The sequence below is a fragment of the Rheinheimera sp. genome (assembly GCF_037442525.1).
GTDB lineage: Bacteria > Pseudomonadota > Gammaproteobacteria > Enterobacterales > Alteromonadaceae > Pararheinheimera.
This window is the reverse complement of the sequence record NZ_JBBIQD010000001.1, coordinates 49,989-66,864: the sequence shown is the minus strand read 5'-3', so window position 1 is coordinate 66,864 and position 16,876 is coordinate 49,989. Positions and strand designations below refer to the sequence as shown.

The window sequence follows — 16,876 nt, the reverse complement described above, 5'->3', positions numbered from 1 at the left end:
GTTTGTCAGTTCCGCCTATCAAAACTCGGCGTTACCAGGAGTACGAGGGAATGCAATCACATCCCGCACGTTGCCAACGCCAGTGACATAAGACACCAGACGCTCAAAACCTAAACCAAAACCAGCATGAGGCACAGTGCCGTAACGGCGCAGATCGCGGTACCAGCTGTAGTCTTCTTTGTGCAAACCCATCTCATCCAGACGTTTGTCGAACTGGTCCAGACGTTCTTCACGCTGACTGCCACCGATAATTTCGCCAATGCCAGGCGCCAATACGTCCATAGCGGCAACAGTTTTGCCATCTTCATTCAGACGCATATAGAAGGCTTTGATGTCCTTAGGGTAGTTTTGCATGATGATAGGCGCGCCCACATGCACTTCGGCCAGGTAACGTTCATGCTCAGATTGCAGGTCCACACCCCATTCCACCGGGTATTCAAACTCTTTGCCGCAATTTTTCAGGATCTCAATGGCGTCGGTGTAATCCATTCGTACAAAGGAAGAATCAATCACTTTTTCCAGCCGGCTGATGGCGTCGCTGTCAATACGTTCGGCGAAAAACGCCATGTCATCGGCCCGCTCGGCCAGCACAGCTTTAAACACGTACTTCAGCAAATCTTCGGCCAGCTGCGCTATGTCCTTCAGTTCGGCAAACGCCACTTCAGGTTCAATCATCCAGAACTCAGCCAAATGGCGGCTGGTGTGTGAATTTTCTGCCCGGAAAGTGGGACCGAACGTATATATCTTTGACAGTGCGCAGGCGTAGGTTTCACCATTTAACTGGCCAGACACGGTCAGAAAGGTTTCTTTGCCAAAGAAATCTTTAGAGAAATCGATATCGCCTTTGTCCGTGCGTGGCAGGTTTTCCAAATCCAGCGTGCTGACACGGAACATTTCACCGGCACCTTCCGCATCAGCCCCGGTGATCAGCGGCGTGCTGACCCAATAAAAACCTTGCTCATGGAAAAAGCGGTGAATGGCCTGGGCCAGGCAATGACGGACACGGGCCACAGCGCCAATCACATTGGTGCGAGGGCGCAGGTGAGCCTGTTCACGCAGGTACTCCATGCTGTGGCGTTTCGGTGCCATAGGGTAAGTGTCCGGGTTTTCTACCCAGCCCACCACCTCGACCTGGCTGGCCTGAATTTCAAACGCCTGACCCTGGCCTTCAGAACGGGCAATCACACCTGTGACTATCACAGAACAGGCGGTCGTCAGCTTTTTGATTTCTGATTCGTAATTCGTCAGTTCAGCCGGAGCAACGGCCTGCACTGCATCAAAGCAGCTGCCGTCGTGCACGGCTAAAAAGGAAATACCAGCTTTGGAATCGCGTTTGGTGCGGATCCAGCCCTTGACTGTCACTGTACTGCCCAGTTCATACTGACCAGCAAGCACATCTTTAATTACTGCATGCGTCATGCAACTTGCTCCAACTTGCCTTTGTCAAAATGTTAAAAGGCAACATGATACGCAGGCAAGGCCTGAACACAAGTAAAAGTTGTACGGAGGATTCAAAATGACGGAAGACCAGACGAACACTGAACTCAGCAACAGAAGGCATGGGCCGGATCTGTGGTTGAGGCTGCTGTCCTGGCTGAATTTGTGCTGTTGGATCCTGTTGTCTGGTGCCCTGGCTTTGGCGCATCTGGCGGAACCGGATTTTAATTCGGGCCTGGTACGGTATTGGAAAATTCCGGTAGACCCATACTGGGATCAGGCATTGCTGGCGTACAGCACTCCACTTTTTATCGCCTGCCTGTTGCTAAGCCTGATCAGCTTAGTTCTGCACTGGCGCCGGAACCGGCGCCACACTGACAGTGTTCGGCTGAATCTCTACCTGCTGGTGCTGTTCAGTGCGGTGGCAATTTGGTTGTTATCTGGTTTAAGCACCAGGTAACACCACGGACTGGCTCCAGTCTGGTGCTTTGCTCAACTGGCAGACGGCGTCTGTCAGGATCGCCAGTTCGTCCGGCTGGATCACAAAAGGAGGCATCAGGTACAACAGATTGCCAAAAGGCCGTACCCAGACACCCAGCGCCACACAACGTTTTTGCACCAGAGCCACATCCAGCGGATGCAGCATTTCCACCACCCCAATTGCACCCAGTACCCGCACTTCCCGGACCCCTGGGTACGAAGTGCAGGGCGCCAGTCCGCTTTTCAGCTGGTTCTCGATAGCCTGCACCTGCGCCTGCCACTGACCCTGCTGAATAAGGCTGACGCTGGCACAGGCGACAGCACAAGCCAGGGCATTGGCCATATAAGTGGGGCCATGCATCAGCGCGGGTACCTCACCATGGCTGATGCCCTGGGCCACCTTGTCATTGCACAGGGTGGCGGCGAGGCTCAGGTAACCGCCGGACAGCGCCTTGCCCAAACATAAAATATCCGGACTGATGTTGGCGTGATGGCAGGCAAACAGCCGACCGGTGCGGCCAAAGCCTGTGGCTATTTCATCGGCTATCAGCAACACCTGGTACTGGTCACAGAGTTGACGGGCCAGCCGCAGGTAGTCGGGATGATAAAAACGCATACCACCGGCGCCCTGCAGCACAGGTTCCAGAATAAAGGCCGCCAGTTCTTGATGGTGTGCAGCAAACAATTGACGCAGCGCCGCAGCATCCTGTTCCAGAAAAGGGCCGTCAAAGCGGCTTTGTGGAGCGGGTGCAAAGAGTTGTTTGGCCAGTTGGCCCTGAAACAGGCTATGCATGCCATCCACAGGATCACACACTGACATGGCGGCGAAGGTATCGCCGTGGTAGGCCTTACGCAGTGCCAGGATACGCGTTTTTTCGGGTTGGCCTTGCCCCAGCCAGAACTGCAGCGCCATTTTCAGCGCCACTTCCACGGCAATGGAACCACTGTCAGCGTAAAAAATTTTCGTTAAACCCTGGGGGACCATCGACAGCAACAAACGGCCAAGCTGCACTGCACTTTGATGGGTAAAACCTCCAAACATCACGTGGCTGAACTGGCTGGCCTGCGCCGTTAACGCGGCATTCAGCGTCGGGTGATTGTAACCGTGCACAGCGGCCCACCAGGAGCTGGTGCCATCGATCAGACTTCGGCCATCCTCCAGCTGGATCCGGACGCCGGACGCTTTGGCGACCGGGTAGACAGGCAAGGGGCTGGCCAGCGAGGTGTAAGGGTGCCACAGGTGTTCGCGGTCGAATTCGATAGTGTTGCTCATAAAATAACCTGAAGTAAACTTTGTAAACTGGTTGGCGTTGACAGGGTAAGCGGGGTCTATAGACTAACGGAAAATTTCAGGCCCGACAAACAGGCCTTTTTTCAGTCAGGGAAACTTATGTCAGCTGTCGCTTCCGTACGTCACGATTGGTCTTTGGCCGAGGTGCAGGCTTTATTTGCATTGCCTTTTAATGATCTGTTGTTTCAGGCGCAGACGGTGCACCGTCAACACTTCAAACCTAATGAAGTCCAGGTCAGCACCTTGTTATCGATCAAAACCGGTGCCTGCGCCGAAGACTGTAAATACTGTCCGCAGAGCGGCCATTACAATACGGGTCTGGAACGCGAGCGGCTGCTGGAAGTGGAAAAGGTGCTGACTCAGGCCAGAGCCGCCAAAGACAAAGGGGCGACCCGTTTTTGTATGGGGGCCGCCTGGAGTAACCCAAAACAAAGGGACATGCCCTTTCTGATGGAAATGGTCAAAGGCGTCAAAGAGATGGGGCTGGAGACCTGCATGACGCTGGGTAAACTGGATGCCAGCCAGGCGGTGGAGTTAAAGCAGGCGGGTCTGGATTATTACAACCATAACCTCGACACCTCACCAGAGTTCTATGGCGAAATTATTACCACCCGTACTTACCAGGACCGGCTGGACACCTTGCAGCATGTGCGGGATGCCGGGATGAAAGTCTGCTGTGGTGGTATTGTCGGTATGGGCGAGAGTGCCACCGACAGAGCCGGTCTGTTACGGCAGCTGGCGAATTTGCCGGAACACCCCGAAAGTGTGCCCATCAATATGCTGGTCAAAGTGCAGGGCACTCCGCTGGATAATGTGGACGATCTGGACCCATTTGTCTTTATCCGCACCATAGCGGTAGCCCGAATTTTACTGCCGAAAAGCCATGTACGTTTATCGGCTGGCCGCTCTCGGATGAATGAACAAATGCAGGCTTTGTGTTTTATGGCTGGTGCCAACTCTATTTTTTACGGTGATAAGCTGCTGACCACAGAAAACCCGGAAGCGGATGCCGATAGGCTGTTATTCGCCAAGCTGGGACTGGTGCCGGAGCAGCGCCATGATGTGTCGGATGAGGCGCATGAAGCGGCGCTGGCTGACGCCATTAAAGAGCAGCAGACGCCGTCTTTGTTTCACGCAGCACTCTGATGCACGCCAGCCGCCGTTTTCGTCAGGCGATTGAACAGCGCAGACAACAGCAACTGTACCGCCAGCCAACCCTGATTGAACAGTATCAGGGGCGGCTGGTGCAGGTGGCTGGTCAGCAATACCTGAACTTTTCCGGCAATGATTACCTGGGGCTGGCACAATCTGACCAGCTAAAAGCGGCGCTGTCTGAAGGCGCGTTGCGGTTTGGCAGTGGCAGTTCAGGTTCACCTGTGCTGACCGGTTTTCATTATGCCCATCAGGCGCTGACGGATAAGCTGTGTGACTGGTTGCAGGTCGAGGATGTGCTGTTACTTTCCTCAGGTTTTGCTGCCAACCAGCTGTTACTGCATACCTTGCCAGACAAACAAGACCATCTGTTGCTGGACAAGCTCTGCCATGCCTCACTGATTGATGCGGCCCTGACAGCACCCTGCAGCTACAGCCGCTTTTCGCATCAGGACTGGTCCGCCCTTGACAGCAAACTTCGTCAGCACAGCAACAGTTGGGTGGTCACTGAAGGGGTGTTCAGCATGGATGGTGACAGTCCGGACTGGAGTCGGCTGACAGCGCTCTGTGCGTCGCATCAGGCGGAACTGATTCTGGATGACGCTCACGGTCTGGGTCAGTCAGGGCCCGAAGGTCGTGGCAGCTGGGCGGCTCAGGGCGGCAACGTGGCCGGGATCAGTGCGCTGATGGCAAATTTTGGCAAGGCGTTGGCTGGACAGGGGGCTTTTGTGGCGGGCTCAACACTGCTGATTGATTATCTGCGCCAGTTTGGCCGGCATTATATTTACAGTACATCCTTATCGCCGGCTTTGTGTTGGGCCCTGTGCACCGCCATTGATCTGTGCAGAAAAGAGCAGTGGCGCCGTGACAAGCTGCAACAGCATAGTGAGTTATTCCGCCGACTGGCCACTGAGGCTGAATTGCCGCTGCTGCCATCGGCTACCGCCATTCAGCCTGTGCTGGTTGGTGACACTGAAAAAGCTTTAATGCTCAGTGAGCAGCTAAAGCAGCGGGGGATTTGGTTATCAGCCATCCGGCCTCCGACGGTGCCACGGCACGGCGCCAGGTTACGTGTGACTTTATCTGCCTTGCATCAGACTGAGGATATTTATCATTTGATCAAGACGTTAAGGAGTTTGTGGTGACGGCAATGCCAAAACTTTCTGCGTTCAGTAAAGCCGAACTCGTCGCGGCGCAGTTTGGGAGCGCTGTGACCAGTTACACCCAACACGCCCGGCTGCAACGCCACGCCGCTCATCAGCTGCTGGCTTTGTTACCGGAGTATCAGTCGCTGTTGGTTGATTTAGGCACTGGCCCCTTGTGGTACAAAGCGCTGTTGCAGCAACGTTGCAGCCAATTGTTAGCGCTCGATTTAAGCTGGCCCATGCTGGCGCAGGCAAGAGCTCAGGGCGTGGATGCGGTGCAGGCCGATGCCAGCCAACTGCCTTTTCAACACGGCAGCCTGGACGGGCTTTATTCCAGCCTGATGCTGCAGTGGTGCCCCAAGCCTGAACTGGTGTTGCAGCAAGTGGCGCAGGCGTTAAAACCTGGTGCGGTCGCTGTGCTGAGCACTTTGCTGCAGGGCACCTTGGCTGAGTTGGAGCATGCCTGGGCGGGGCTTGATCCCTATCGCCATACCAATGAGTTTTTACCTTTGGCGTATTTTTCCGCCTTGCAGCCAGGTTTTCGTGATTCAGGCATAGAGCTGGAACTGGTTGCTGAGCTGGTGCAGTTGCCTTACCCGGATGTGCGGGCTTTGGCCCGGGAGCTGAAAGGTCTGGGCGCCAATACGGTACTGGGGCAGAAGCGGCAGGGCCTGACTGGCAAAGGCTTCTGGCAGCAACTGGAGTTGCAGTATCCGCGGCAACAGGGCCTGCTGCTGGCCAGTTATCAGTTGCTCTATCTCAGGATGCGGCGCTTATGAAAATTTTTGTCACAGGCACGGACACAGATGCCGGTAAGACCTATTGCACCACCGCTTTATTGGGCGGATTGCAGCAACGCCAGCTGAAAGCCTTGGGCTTAAAACCTTTTGCGGCCGGGGTAAATAGTCAGGGGCAGAATACCGACGCCCTGGCGCTGCAGCAGGCCAGCACTGTGCCACTGAGTTATCACGAGGTGAATCCGGTTTGTTTACCTGAGGCGATAGCGCCGCATCTGGCGGCTGCTCATCTGGGGCAGCAACTGAGCAAGAAACAGCTGACGGATGCAGTCGCCCGAGTGGATGCTTATCAGGCGGATCTGATGCTGATAGAAGGCGCGGGAGGCTGGATGTTGCCGGTGACTGCTGATGCCTGTCTGTCGGATTGGGTTGCAGCGCAGGGCTGGCCGGTGATCCTGGTGGTTGGCATGAAGCTGGGGTGTCTGAATCACGCGCTGCTGACGGTGAATGCGTTGCAACAAGCCGGCGTGCCACTGCTGGGCTGGATAGCCAACTGCATTGACCCGGATATGTTATGTCTGGACGAAAATATTGCGACATTACAGCAACGAATTCTGGCCCCTTGTCTGGCGGTGTTGCCTTATGCTGCCACTGGTGTCAGCCCGGATTTGCAACTACAACTGGCTGATGCAGTGCTGAACTATCGTCAGTCTTGTCGTTAAACTTGGTTTTTTCACCAGTTATCTTTTCTTACAAATGCCTGCCGCATCGCCATTGAATTCGCCTCTTTAACCCCTATAGTAGCAGTGACAGCCCGGGACCTGAATGCGGGTTTCGGCCCTGCCTGACTCAAAGTTGTAGCTGAGTAAACGAGGTGAGTATGAAACGGATTATGTTGTTTTTAGCCACGAACCTGGCGGTGATGCTGGTACTGAGTGTGGTACTGAGCATCGTCTTCGCCCTGTTGGGCATCGACAGCCGCAGTATCAGTGGTTTGTTGGTGTTTGCCGCTGTGTTTGGTTTTGGTGGATCCTTTATCTCACTTTTGATGTCGAAGTGGATGGCCAAACGCTCGACGGGAGCCATGGTGATAACACAGCCACGGAATGCGACTGAACAATGGCTGCTGCAAACGGTGCGCCGCCAGGCACAACAGGCCGGCATCGCTATGCCAGAAGTCGCTCTGTACGATTCCCCGGAAATGAATGCCTTTGCCACAGGCCCAAGCCGCAACAATGCGCTGGTGGCGGTCAGCACAGGGTTGTTACGCAATATGCGTGAAGACGAAGTTGAGGCTGTGCTGGCGCATGAAGTTTCTCATATTGCTAATGGTGATATGGTGACGCTGACCTTAATTCAGGGCGTGGTTAACACTTTTGTGATTTTCTTTGCCCGCTTGATAGCTGGCGCTATTTCTGGCAACAGAGGGGAAGGCCAAAGCAGCAACGGTGTGGTCTACATGCTGACGGTATTGGTACTGGAAATGGCCTTTGGGGTGCTGGCCAGCCTGATTGTGATGTGGTTTTCCCGCCAGCGGGAATACAGAGCTGACGCTGGTGCTGCCCGCCTGGCCGGCACAGGCAAAATGATTGCGGCACTGGAGCGTCTGCGGAACAACCACGAAAGCCGGTTGGAAGGGTCGATGATGGCCTTTGGTATTGCCAGTAAACCTGCGGCTTCTGAGCTGTTTTTAAGCCACCCACCACTGGAAAAGCGCATTGCAGCTTTACGTGGCCAGTACATCGCTTAATGCCTGGTCCGGATCAGAAGGCGGCTATTGAGCCTTCTGGTCTAGAGGGTGATCACTCGGTTTCGGCCTGCGGCTTTGGCCTGATAGAGTGCCTGATCCGCCGCCTGAATAAGGTTAAAAGCCGTAGTGCCATGTTCAGGGTAACAAGCCACGCCGGCAGAAATGGTCACTGTGAGCGGCTGCTCAGCGGCAAAAATCTGCGACTGTTCAATCTGGGCCCGCCAGCTTTCCGCCAGGTGACCTGCCTGAACTTCGGTGGTATTGGGCAACAAAATTAAAAATTCCTCACCACCATAACGGAACAGGATATCGCTGCGTCTGCTTTGACGCAGTAAATGCCGGGCAACCAACTCAATGATCTGGTCGCCTGTCTGGTGACCAAACTGGTCATTCAGTTGCTTAAAGTGATCCAAATCCAGCATCACCAAACTCAGCGGTTTTTGATTTCGCCGGGCCAAAGCCAGTTCGCGCTCCATAAATTCGTTGAGGAAACGGCGGTTAAACAGGTTTGTCAGCGGATCCCGTATGGCCTGCTCACGGATCCTGTTTTTCAGTCGTTCAATGTCCGAGAGCTTTTGCTGCAGTTGGCGGCACTGCTGCTGCCACTGGGTGATGTCGGTGAGCAAAGCAAAATACAGACGTTGCTGCTCAATGATACTGAGCTGTAACGACAGCACAAAGCAGCGTTCAAGCTCATGCTGGCGGATCTTCAATTGCAATGTGCAGCTGCAGCCTTCAGCCAGCTCTGAAAGTTGCTTTTTCAGATCGTCCGCCCAGTCGGATGGCAGACGGATATCAGCCAGCGAAGCAGGTAAACTGACAGGTTCGGGCAGCAGTTGCAGGAACGCCGGATTTGCTGACACCAATTGCAATTGATGTGCTGAATCGTCCAGCAAAATAAATGCCGGATTGGACAGGTGCTGAAAGAAACTGACCAGCCATTGTTGCTGGCTGAATTGAAAAGTACTGGCCACTGTTGCGAGCCTCCTTGCCCTGCAACTATAGAAGGTGGTTAAAAATACCGCAAAATGAAAATAAGTAAACCATATTGTGTTGTAACTGGTCGCAAGGGGACAGGCACTGGCACTTTCGTGCGGTCTGGGCTAACTTCAAACCAGAATAACAAGGAGACGACTATGGCTGTCAGCGCAGAACTGAATGACGAAATCCGCATTTTGAATTTGTTTAATCTCGACACCTCACTCGAAGGTATTAAAGCCCATAAAGATGCCACTGCCGAGTACAAGGCCGCTATAGGCCGTCTGTATCAGAAAGGCTTGTTGACTCAACCTGACGGCGGCTACCTGACTGATCTTGGGCGTCATTGCGCTGAGCATATCCAATCGGCTTTGCGTATTCTGGGTCCCTGAAACGACCACCAAACAGCTGGCCAGCTGCACAATGCCGCTGGCTTTGTTGTTTTTTTTCCATCCAAATGCCTTTCCGACCAATTTCTCATTGAATTTCTCCGGTAATAAATTTACTTTGTCTGCGGATCCATAACCCAAGCGAAGAATTTATTTAATCTGTAATAGGAAACTTAAAAAGTGACGACCTGGACGCCTCAAAGTTGGCGAGCTTTTCCAATCCAACAACAACCCACCTACGATGACAAATCCCTGCTGGCTTCGGTCGAGCAACAATTGCATAAATACCCGCCATTGGTGTTTGCGCAAGAGACCCGGGATTTGTTTAGTCAGCTCGGCCAGGTGGCCGAGGGCAAAGCATTTTTATTGCAGGGTGGCGATTGTGCTGAAAGCTTTAGTGACTTTAATGCGCCAAAAATTCGTGACACCTTTAAAGTGCTGTTACAGATGGCGGTGGTACTGACCTTTGCCGGTGGTTGCCCTGTGGTCAAAGTGGCCCGTATGGCGGGCCAGTATGCCAAACCCAGGTCCAGTGATCTGGAAACCATTAACGGTCTGTCATTGCCCAGCTACCGTGGCGACATTATCAACAGCTTTGAATTTACTGAAGAGTCGCGCCGGCCCGATCCGAACCGCTTATTAACGGCTTATCATCACTCAGCCGCAACCTTAAACCTGCTGCGTGCCTTTGCACAGGGAGGCCTCGCCGACTTGCATCAGGTCAGCCGCTGGAATATGGGCTTTGTCGAGTCCAATCCGCTGAAAGGGCGGTATCAGGACATTGCCCAACGTATTCAGGAAGCGTTGCGTTTTATGGAAATCTGCGGCATCACGTCTGAAAATGCACCTTCAATCCGTGAGACGTCGCTCTACACCTCGCATGAAGCGTTGCTGCTGAACTACGAAGAAGCGCTGACCCGCCGTGATTCATTGACCGGAGACTGGTACGACTGTTCAGCCCATATGGTGTGGATTGGTGAGCGGACAAGGCAGCTGGATCATGCCCATCTGGAGTTCTTTAAAGGAATTAAGAACCCTGTTGGGGTGAAAATTGGCCCTGGTATGGACGAAATGGATCTGATCCGTCTGATTGATGCACTGAACCCGGACAATACACCGGGTCGACTGACCCTGATCACCCGAATGGGGGCGGACAAGCTGGCAGAAAAACTGCCGGCTCTGGTGCGTCGGGTTCAGCGGGAAGGCCGCAAGGTGGTCTGGAGCTCTGACCCTATGCATGGCAATACGGTCAAGGCGAGTAATGACTACAAAACCCGTGACTTCGAAGCCATTCTGCGTGAAATCCGCTACTTCTTCGCAGTGCATCAGGCCGAAGGCAGTCATGCTGGCGGTATTCACCTGGAAATGACAGGTGAAAACGTCACTGAATGCACGGGTGGTGCTTATGGTTTGTCGGAACAGGATTTAAGCCGCTGCTACACCACTCAGTGTGATCCGCGGTTAAACTCCGATCAGGTGCTGGAACTGGCGTTCCTGATCGCTGACACTTTACGTGCAGTCCGCAAATAACCACAGTTCTGCCACCAAAGCCGCGGCTAGTGCTGCGGCTTTACCCCATTTAGTGGTGCTTGGCGCTGGCAGCATAGGTTGTTACCTCGGCGTCCTGGCCGCTCAGAGTGGGCTGTTTCAGGTCAGTTTTATTGGTCGCGAATCGCTGGCGCTTGATGCCGCCGTGTATGGCTTTACAGCGCAGAATCTCGAATTACGCTGTTATCCGCTGAACAGCCCCGCTGTCTTTACCTCATTGGAGGCGCTGCGGGGAGCGGATCTGGTGCTTTGTACTGTCAAAGCTGTTTCATTGCATTCCTTGCTACCCGAACTTGGCCGCTACCTGCGCTCTGATGCTGAAATCATTGCACTGCAAAATGGCGTGGCGATGCAAAGCTGGTATCAGCAGTTTCTGCCATTAAAGGTGGGGCGAGCGATAGTGCCCTTTAATGTTGTAAAAGCCGGGCCTGGTTTGTACGCCCGTACCAGTGGCGGTGCCATGGTGTGGTCAGCACCTGCGATGACTCTACAATCCAGATTGATGGACGCCTTGTCAGCCACGGGTTTGCAGTCAGAGTTACAGCCCAATATTCTGGCGGCTGAACTCGGTAAGTTATTGCTGAACCTGAATAATGCCATTAATGCTTTGTGTGGACTGCCATTGAGGCAGCAGTTACTGCAACGCCCGTATCGTCTGTTATTGGCTGGCGTGATGGAGGAGTTGCTGACCTTGTGTCGTTACAGAAAACTGTCACTGCATCGTTATACCCAAGTCCCTAACGCTGTACTGCCCACTGTACTGCGGTTGCCGGACGTGTTGTTTCGTCTGCTGGCCAGTTCCATGTTGGCTATCAATCCTGAGGCCCGTTCATCGATGTGGGACGATCTGCAGGCTGGACGGCAGACAGAAATTGATTACCTGAATGGTGCCGTGGTGGCTTTGGCTGAAGAAGCCGGACTGACGGCACCGCTGAATCAGGCGCTGGTCAGCCTGGTGCGGCAAAAGCAACAGGGCCAGCCTGTCAGCCTGACACCACAACAGGCGTTGCAGTTGCTGGCACTTTAGACTCAGTACTTCTGCCGTTTTAAGCCGGTTTGCGCCATGATTTTGGCTGAAATTTCTTCAATCGATAAGTGGGTGGAATTCAGATAAGCGATACGCTCTTTCTGATACAAAGCTTCCACTTCGTCCAGTTCCAGTTTGCATTGGCGCAATGACGCGTACTTGCTGCCAGGTCGGCGCTGTTCACGGATTTGACTGAGCCGTTCCGGCGTAATGGTTAAGCCAAAAAGTTTGTTTTTATGCAGACGCAACTCATTCGGCAGTTTCAGATGATCCAAATCTTCTGGCACAAAAGGGTAGTTAGCGGCTTTAATACCGTACTGCAAGGCCAGGTACAAACTGGTGGGGGTTTTACCGGAACGGCTGACACCGACCAGAATAATATCGGCCTTCGCATAGTCCTTTAAATTGGAACCATCATCATTGGCCAGAGCAAAGTTGACTGCGTCAATCCGGAAGTCATAGGTTTTTTCATGAATGCTGTGAGTTCGGTGGGTCTTGGGCATCGCCAGTATGCCCAGCTCTTTTTGCATGGGTTCAACAAAGGCATTTAAAAAGTCATAACAACTGCCTTCGCTGCTGTTAATGATCAACCGCAACTTGTCGTCTACAAAGGTCTGAAACACCAAAGGGCGCACTCCGGTTGTTTTATAACGATCGTTAATCCGTTGCTTGACCTGTAAGGCCAACTCTTCGGTTTCGACAAAAGGAATAGTGATATGGTCGAATTCTGCGGGAAAGAGCGATAGCAGTGCATGTCCAAACACTTCTGCGGTAATACCGGTCCCATCAGATATATAGAAGGCAGTTCGCACAGGATACCTCATTTTGTCGTTATAAAATTACATTAGAAATTAAGGTTTTAATTCATTCTAACCCCAGTGTAGAATGAGATGGCTATGTGGCTAGCCATGTAAGCTTACAGAACCTGCAACACAAATTGGAGAATTATCGTGCAAGAATTCGTTGTTTGGTACCAGGACTTAGGCATGCATGACGTTCCGCGCGTCGGCGGAAAAAATGCCTCTTTGGGGGAGATGATCAGTAACCTGGCTACTGCCGGTGTACAGGTTCCAGGCGGCTTCGCAACTACGGCGGATGCCTTTAACCAGTTTTTGGAACAGAGTGGGCTGAACGAACGAATTTATCAACTGCTGGATGGCCTGGATGTCGACGATGTGGCAGCACTGGCGAAAGCCGGTACGCAGATCCGCCAATGGGTGATTGATACGCCTTTTCAGGCGGAGTTTGAACAGGCGCTGCAGCAGGCCTATCAGCAGTTAGTCTCAGACAGTGTGGGTGATGTCTCTTTTGCTGTGCGCTCATCGGCTACCGCTGAAGATATGCCGGATGCCTCTTTTGCCGGCCAGCAGGAAACCTTTTTAAACGTCAAAGGCTATGCGCAGGTGCATGAAGCCGTTAAACATGTGTTTGCGTCCTTGTTTAATGACCGTGCTATTTCTTACCGGGTGCATCAGGGCTATGACCATCGGGGTGTCGCTTTATCTGCAGGCGTGCAGCGTATGGTGCGTTCTGATTTGTCTTCATCCGGCGTAATGTTCAGTATCGATACTGAATCAGGTTTTGAGGATGTGGTTTTTGTCACCTCGTCTTATGGTCTGGGTGAAATGGTGGTGCAGGGCGCAGTCAATCCGGACGAATTTTATGTTCACAAGCCGACTGTACTGGCAAACAGACCTGCAGTGGTGCGCCGCACTTTAGGCAGCAAGCTGGTGCAGATGGTGTATTCATCGGATCTGAGTCATGGCAAGCAGGTGCTGGTACAGGATGTTGCAGCAGACAAACGCCAGCAGTTTTCCCTGACCGACGCCGAAGTGCAGGAACTGGCCAAGCAGGCCATCATTATTGAACAACATTACGGCCGTCCTATGGATATTGAATGGGCCAAAGATGGCGTAGATGGCAAACTTTATATAGTGCAGGCCCGTCCTGAAACAGTACGCAGCCGTGAAGACAGCAATGAGATGGAGCGTTTCCAGCTCAAAGGCACAGCCTCTGTGTTGACTGAAGGCCGGGCTATCGGCCATAAAATTGGCAGCGGTAAAGCCAAGGTACTGGCCAGTATTGCTGACATGGACCAAATTCAGCCAGGGGATGTGCTGGTGACCGATATGACGGACCCGGATTGGGAGCCGATCATGAAACGTGCGTCAGCTATTGTCACCAATCGCGGTGGCCGCACCTGCCATGCGGCTATTATTGCCCGTGAACTGGGGATCCCGGCTGTGGTCGGTTGTGGTGACGCCACCAGCCGTATTCAGAATGGTCAGGATGTTACAGTGTCCTGCGCTGAAGGCGACACAGGTTATGTCTATCAGGGCATTCTGCCTTTTGAGGTGGTGACCTCCCGTGTTGACCAGATGCCGAAGTTACCGATGAAAATTATGATGAACGTCGGTAACCCGGAACGGGCTTTTTCCTTCGCCCGTTTGCCACATGCCGGTATTGGTCTGGCCCGGCTGGAATTTATTATCAATCGGATGATTGGGGTACATCCCAAAGCCCTGCTGAACTTTGAGCGTCAGAGCGCTGAACTGCAGGCCACTATCCGTCAGATGATGGCCGGTTACGCCTCGCCGGTGGAGTTTTACATTGCCAAACTGACCGAAGGTATCTCAACCCTGGCGGCGGCTTTTGCACCAGAGCGGGTGATAGTGCGGATGTCCGATTTTAAATCGAATGAATACGCCAATCTGGTCGGCGGCCAGCAGTTTGAGCCGCATGAAGAAAACCCGATGATCGGTTTCCGTGGCGCATCGCGGTATATCAGTGCTGATTTTAGGGACTGTTTTGCGCTGGAGTGTGAAGCACTCAAAAGGGTGCGTAACGAAATGGGGCTGACCAATGTGGAAGTGATGATCCCCTTCGTACGGACGCTGGAGGAGGCCAAAGCCGTGATTGAACTGCTGGAAGCCCATGGGTTGAAACGTGGCGAAAATGGCCTGAAGGTGATTATGATGTGCGAGTTGCCATCAAACTGCCTGCTGGCAGAACAGTTCCTGGAACATTTTGATGGTTTCTCCATCGGCTCCAACGACCTGACACAACTGACTCTGGGTCTGGACCGGGACAGTGGTCTGATTGCCCATCTGTTCGATGAGCGGAATCCCGCCATTAAGAAGTTGCTGGAAATGGCCATTTCCACCGCCAAAGCCAAAGGTAAATATGTCGGTATTTGTGGGCAAGGCCCGTCCGATCATGAAGACTTTGCCGCCTGGTTGATGGAGCAGGGCATTGATTCAGTCTCACTGAACCCGGATACGGTACTGGAAACCTGGTTGTACCTGGGCGAAAAATACGGCGAATAAGGGGGTTGACTGCCGGGTGATCACCCGGCAGTCAGCCTTTGCCATCAAATTCTGCTTTAGAAAATCCACTTCGTGGCCGATGTTTTAAACTGAAGCCTGACCGAAATTTTGATCTGGCAAAATACGCTGGGTCCATGTTTCATATTTATCATATAGTCAAATTAAATTCATCCGTATTGACTTTGAATCCTCTGAAAAGTCAGACTCCTGCAGATAAAAATACAGAAATGATAAAAATGCCGTTTTTTTCATATTTACACTTGCGCATTGATGTTTTTTTCATTAAATTAGTAAAAGTGATACATGAAATCTGAATTTTAAGTCGTTCCGACAACAGAACCATATCAGATTGCTTGTGCTTGTTTCAATTTTGCAATTTTAAGAACTGGCTGATGGCGCGGCCTTGTTAGGAGGTATCATGGAACACTATGATGATGTGTTGCAGTTCGTGACAAAAACTGGCGCGCAAAATTTTAACTACCGAAGCTTTGAATCTGCTGCTTTTATTCCGGGCAATTCCCGCTGGAAGTTAATCAATCAGGTGGCGTCATTTGACCGGGAAACGGCTGAATTTTCCAGAGCCCCGAATGCGGACGCCGCATCCTACCCTTATGGTGACAAAGTGGTCGGGCGCAGTGAGCCCGGCAGCCCTGTTCAACGGTTAAGTACGGTTGAATCAGTGAATGAACTGCATGGAACAGCCCGAGACGGTTCCATTCGCGACTTGTCCCATTTATTTCTTAAAACGCAGAATCCGGCACCAGCTGCAGAAAAAGAGCCAGCCAGTCCGTTATCATTATTATTAGAACGGATAGGTGCATGAATTTAATTTGTGTGGCATCTCCAAAAGGGGGCGTGGGTAAAACAACGCTGACGGCCAATCTTGCACACGCGTTACAGCGTTTAGGCTTGCGGGTACTGGTGATTGATTTTGACCCGCAAAATTCACTGAGGTTACATTTTGGTATGCCACTCAGCGATTCGTCCGGCCATGTCAAAGACTGGAATGCAGTCCAGGAATGGTCTCATCATGTGCGGGAATCTGAGTCTGGTGTGCGTTATGTGCCTTATGGCCGTGTCCAAAAATTTGAAAAAGATCACTACGAGCAGACGCTGGCAAAAGAACCCAAACTGCTGGCGACCTGGCTGGCCCCTTTTATCAGCCAGCCAGAGCTGGTGGTGATAGCGGATCTGGCGCCTGGTTATTCTGTGGCCATGCAGGCCTTGTGTCAGTTTGATCCTATTATTCTCAATGTGCTATTGGCCGACAGTGCCTCACTGAGCAGCCTGCCGGAAATTGAGTCCGGCAATCTGTATGGCGAGGATATGCGTGATCGTTGCTATTACATTGTGAACCAGGTGGATGTACGCAGTCAGTTGAATGCAGATGTCACTTCATTTCTGACCCAGCGTCTGGGGTCGGCTTTACTGGGAACAGTGCACCGTGATGAGGCTGTGGCCGAAGCCAATGCAAATCAGATGCTGGTATTCAAATATTCCCAGGCGTCTGCTGTTGCCGCCGATTTTGATGCAATAGCAAAAAATCTTCACAGGTTATTGCCCAAAGCAATCTTTAATCCGCATAAAAAATCAATTTAAAAAACGTTGCGTAAGGG

General features: G+C 52.4%; 16 protein-coding genes. 12 read left to right on the top strand and 4 right to left on the bottom strand.

Annotation, left to right across the window (positions count from 1 at the left end; translation table 11 throughout):
- Nucleotides 1-18 precede the first annotated feature (18 nt).
- The gene (gene asnS / locus WKJ03_RS00300; RefSeq protein ID WP_337840154.1) at nt 19-1,419 is read right to left on the bottom strand and encodes an asparagine--tRNA ligase; all 1,401 of its coding nucleotides are present in this window, start codon (nt 1,417-1,419) and stop codon (nt 19-21) included.
- A gap of 97 nt (nt 1,420-1,516) precedes the next feature.
- On the opposite strand from asnS, the gene WKJ03_RS00295 reads away from it, so the two are divergent.
- Nucleotides 1,517-1,897: a hypothetical protein gene (locus WKJ03_RS00295; RefSeq protein WP_337840153.1), complete on the top strand. Its 381-nt coding sequence runs from the start codon at nt 1,517-1,519 to the stop codon at nt 1,895-1,897.
- On the opposite strand, the gene bioA is transcribed toward WKJ03_RS00295, so the two are convergent.
- Nucleotides 1,883-3,190, bottom strand: coding sequence for an adenosylmethionine--8-amino-7-oxononanoate transaminase (gene bioA, locus WKJ03_RS00290; protein ID WP_337840152.1), 1,308 nt, complete (start codon nt 3,188-3,190; stop codon nt 1,883-1,885). The two genes, WKJ03_RS00295 and bioA, sit on opposite strands and share 15 nt — an antisense overlap.
- Before the next feature lie 117 nt (nt 3,191-3,307).
- On the opposite strand from bioA, the gene bioB reads away from it, so the two are divergent.
- The 5 genes from bioB (at nt 3,308) to htpX (ending at nt 7,992) form a co-directional block, all read left to right on the top strand.
- Complete coding sequence (bioB, locus tag WKJ03_RS00285; protein ID WP_337840151.1) at nt 3,308-4,354, top strand: biotin synthase BioB; 1,047 nt, start codon at nt 3,308-3,310, stop codon at nt 4,352-4,354.
- Nucleotides 4,354-5,505: an 8-amino-7-oxononanoate synthase gene (locus WKJ03_RS00280; RefSeq protein ID WP_337840150.1), complete on the top strand. Its 1,152-nt coding sequence runs from the start codon at nt 4,354-4,356 to the stop codon at nt 5,503-5,505. The genes bioB and WKJ03_RS00280 overlap by 1 nt, the downstream gene beginning before the upstream one ends.
- Nucleotides 5,506-5,510: 5 nt before the next feature.
- The gene (locus tag WKJ03_RS00275; protein ID WP_337840149.1) at nt 5,511-6,284 is read left to right on the top strand and encodes a methyltransferase domain-containing protein; all 774 of its coding nucleotides are present in this window, start codon (nt 5,511-5,513) and stop codon (nt 6,282-6,284) included.
- Nucleotides 6,281-6,964, top strand: coding sequence for a dethiobiotin synthase (gene bioD, locus WKJ03_RS00270; protein ID WP_337840148.1), 684 nt, complete (start codon nt 6,281-6,283; stop codon nt 6,962-6,964). Before WKJ03_RS00275 ends, bioD begins: the two co-directional genes overlap by 4 nt.
- A 158-nt stretch (nt 6,965-7,122) precedes the next feature.
- Nucleotides 7,123-7,992 carry a protease HtpX gene (htpX, locus tag WKJ03_RS00265; RefSeq protein ID WP_337840147.1) on the top strand — a complete coding sequence of 290 codons (870 nt, stop codon included), beginning with the start codon at nt 7,123-7,125 and terminating at the stop codon, nt 7,990-7,992.
- 41 nt (nt 7,993-8,033) lie between these two features.
- Here htpX and WKJ03_RS00260 read toward each other — a convergent pair whose 3' ends face one another.
- The gene (locus tag WKJ03_RS00260; protein ID WP_337840146.1) at nt 8,034-8,966 is read right to left on the bottom strand and encodes a GGDEF domain-containing protein; all 933 of its coding nucleotides are present in this window, start codon (nt 8,964-8,966) and stop codon (nt 8,034-8,036) included.
- A 162-nt stretch (nt 8,967-9,128) separates the two neighbouring features.
- Between WKJ03_RS00260 and WKJ03_RS00255 the strand changes: the two genes are divergently transcribed.
- From WKJ03_RS00255 to WKJ03_RS00245, 3 genes are all read left to right on the top strand, one after another.
- A complete protein-coding gene (locus tag WKJ03_RS00255; RefSeq protein WP_337840145.1) occupies nt 9,129-9,362 on the top strand; it encodes a TIGR02647 family protein in 234 nt (77 codons plus the stop codon).
- Between the two features lie 177 nt (nt 9,363-9,539).
- Nucleotides 9,540-10,889: a 3-deoxy-7-phosphoheptulonate synthase class II gene (locus WKJ03_RS00250; RefSeq protein WP_337840144.1), complete on the top strand. Its 1,350-nt coding sequence runs from the start codon at nt 9,540-9,542 to the stop codon at nt 10,887-10,889.
- Entirely contained in the window at nt 10,873-11,934 is a 1,062-nt protein-coding gene (locus WKJ03_RS00245) for a 2-dehydropantoate 2-reductase (RefSeq protein ID WP_337840143.1), read from the top strand. Before WKJ03_RS00250 ends, WKJ03_RS00245 begins: the two co-directional genes overlap by 17 nt.
- 2 nt (nt 11,935-11,936) lie before the next feature.
- Here the strand turns inward: WKJ03_RS00245 and WKJ03_RS00240 are convergent, their stop codons facing one another.
- The gene (locus WKJ03_RS00240) at nt 11,937-12,746 is read right to left on the bottom strand and encodes a pyruvate, water dikinase regulatory protein (RefSeq protein WP_337840142.1); all 810 of its coding nucleotides are present in this window, start codon (nt 12,744-12,746) and stop codon (nt 11,937-11,939) included.
- Between the two features lie 138 nt (nt 12,747-12,884).
- On the opposite strand from WKJ03_RS00240, the gene ppsA reads away from it, so the two are divergent.
- The 3 genes from ppsA to bcsQ all read left to right on the top strand — a co-directional run bounded on the left by ppsA (nt 12,885) and on the right by bcsQ (nt 16,859).
- Nucleotides 12,885-15,260 carry a phosphoenolpyruvate synthase gene (ppsA, locus tag WKJ03_RS00235; RefSeq protein WP_337840141.1) on the top strand — a complete coding sequence of 792 codons (2,376 nt, stop codon included), beginning with the start codon at nt 12,885-12,887 and terminating at the stop codon, nt 15,258-15,260.
- A gap of 418 nt (nt 15,261-15,678) precedes the next feature.
- Nucleotides 15,679-16,083, top strand: a complete 405-nt coding sequence (locus WKJ03_RS00230; RefSeq protein ID WP_337840140.1) for a hypothetical protein — start codon at nt 15,679-15,681, stop codon at nt 16,081-16,083.
- Entirely contained in the window at nt 16,080-16,859 is a 780-nt protein-coding gene (bcsQ, locus tag WKJ03_RS00225; RefSeq protein ID WP_337840139.1) for a cellulose biosynthesis protein BcsQ, read from the top strand. The genes WKJ03_RS00230 and bcsQ overlap by 4 nt, the downstream gene beginning before the upstream one ends.
- The last annotated feature ends 17 nt before the right edge of the window (nt 16,860-16,876 follow it).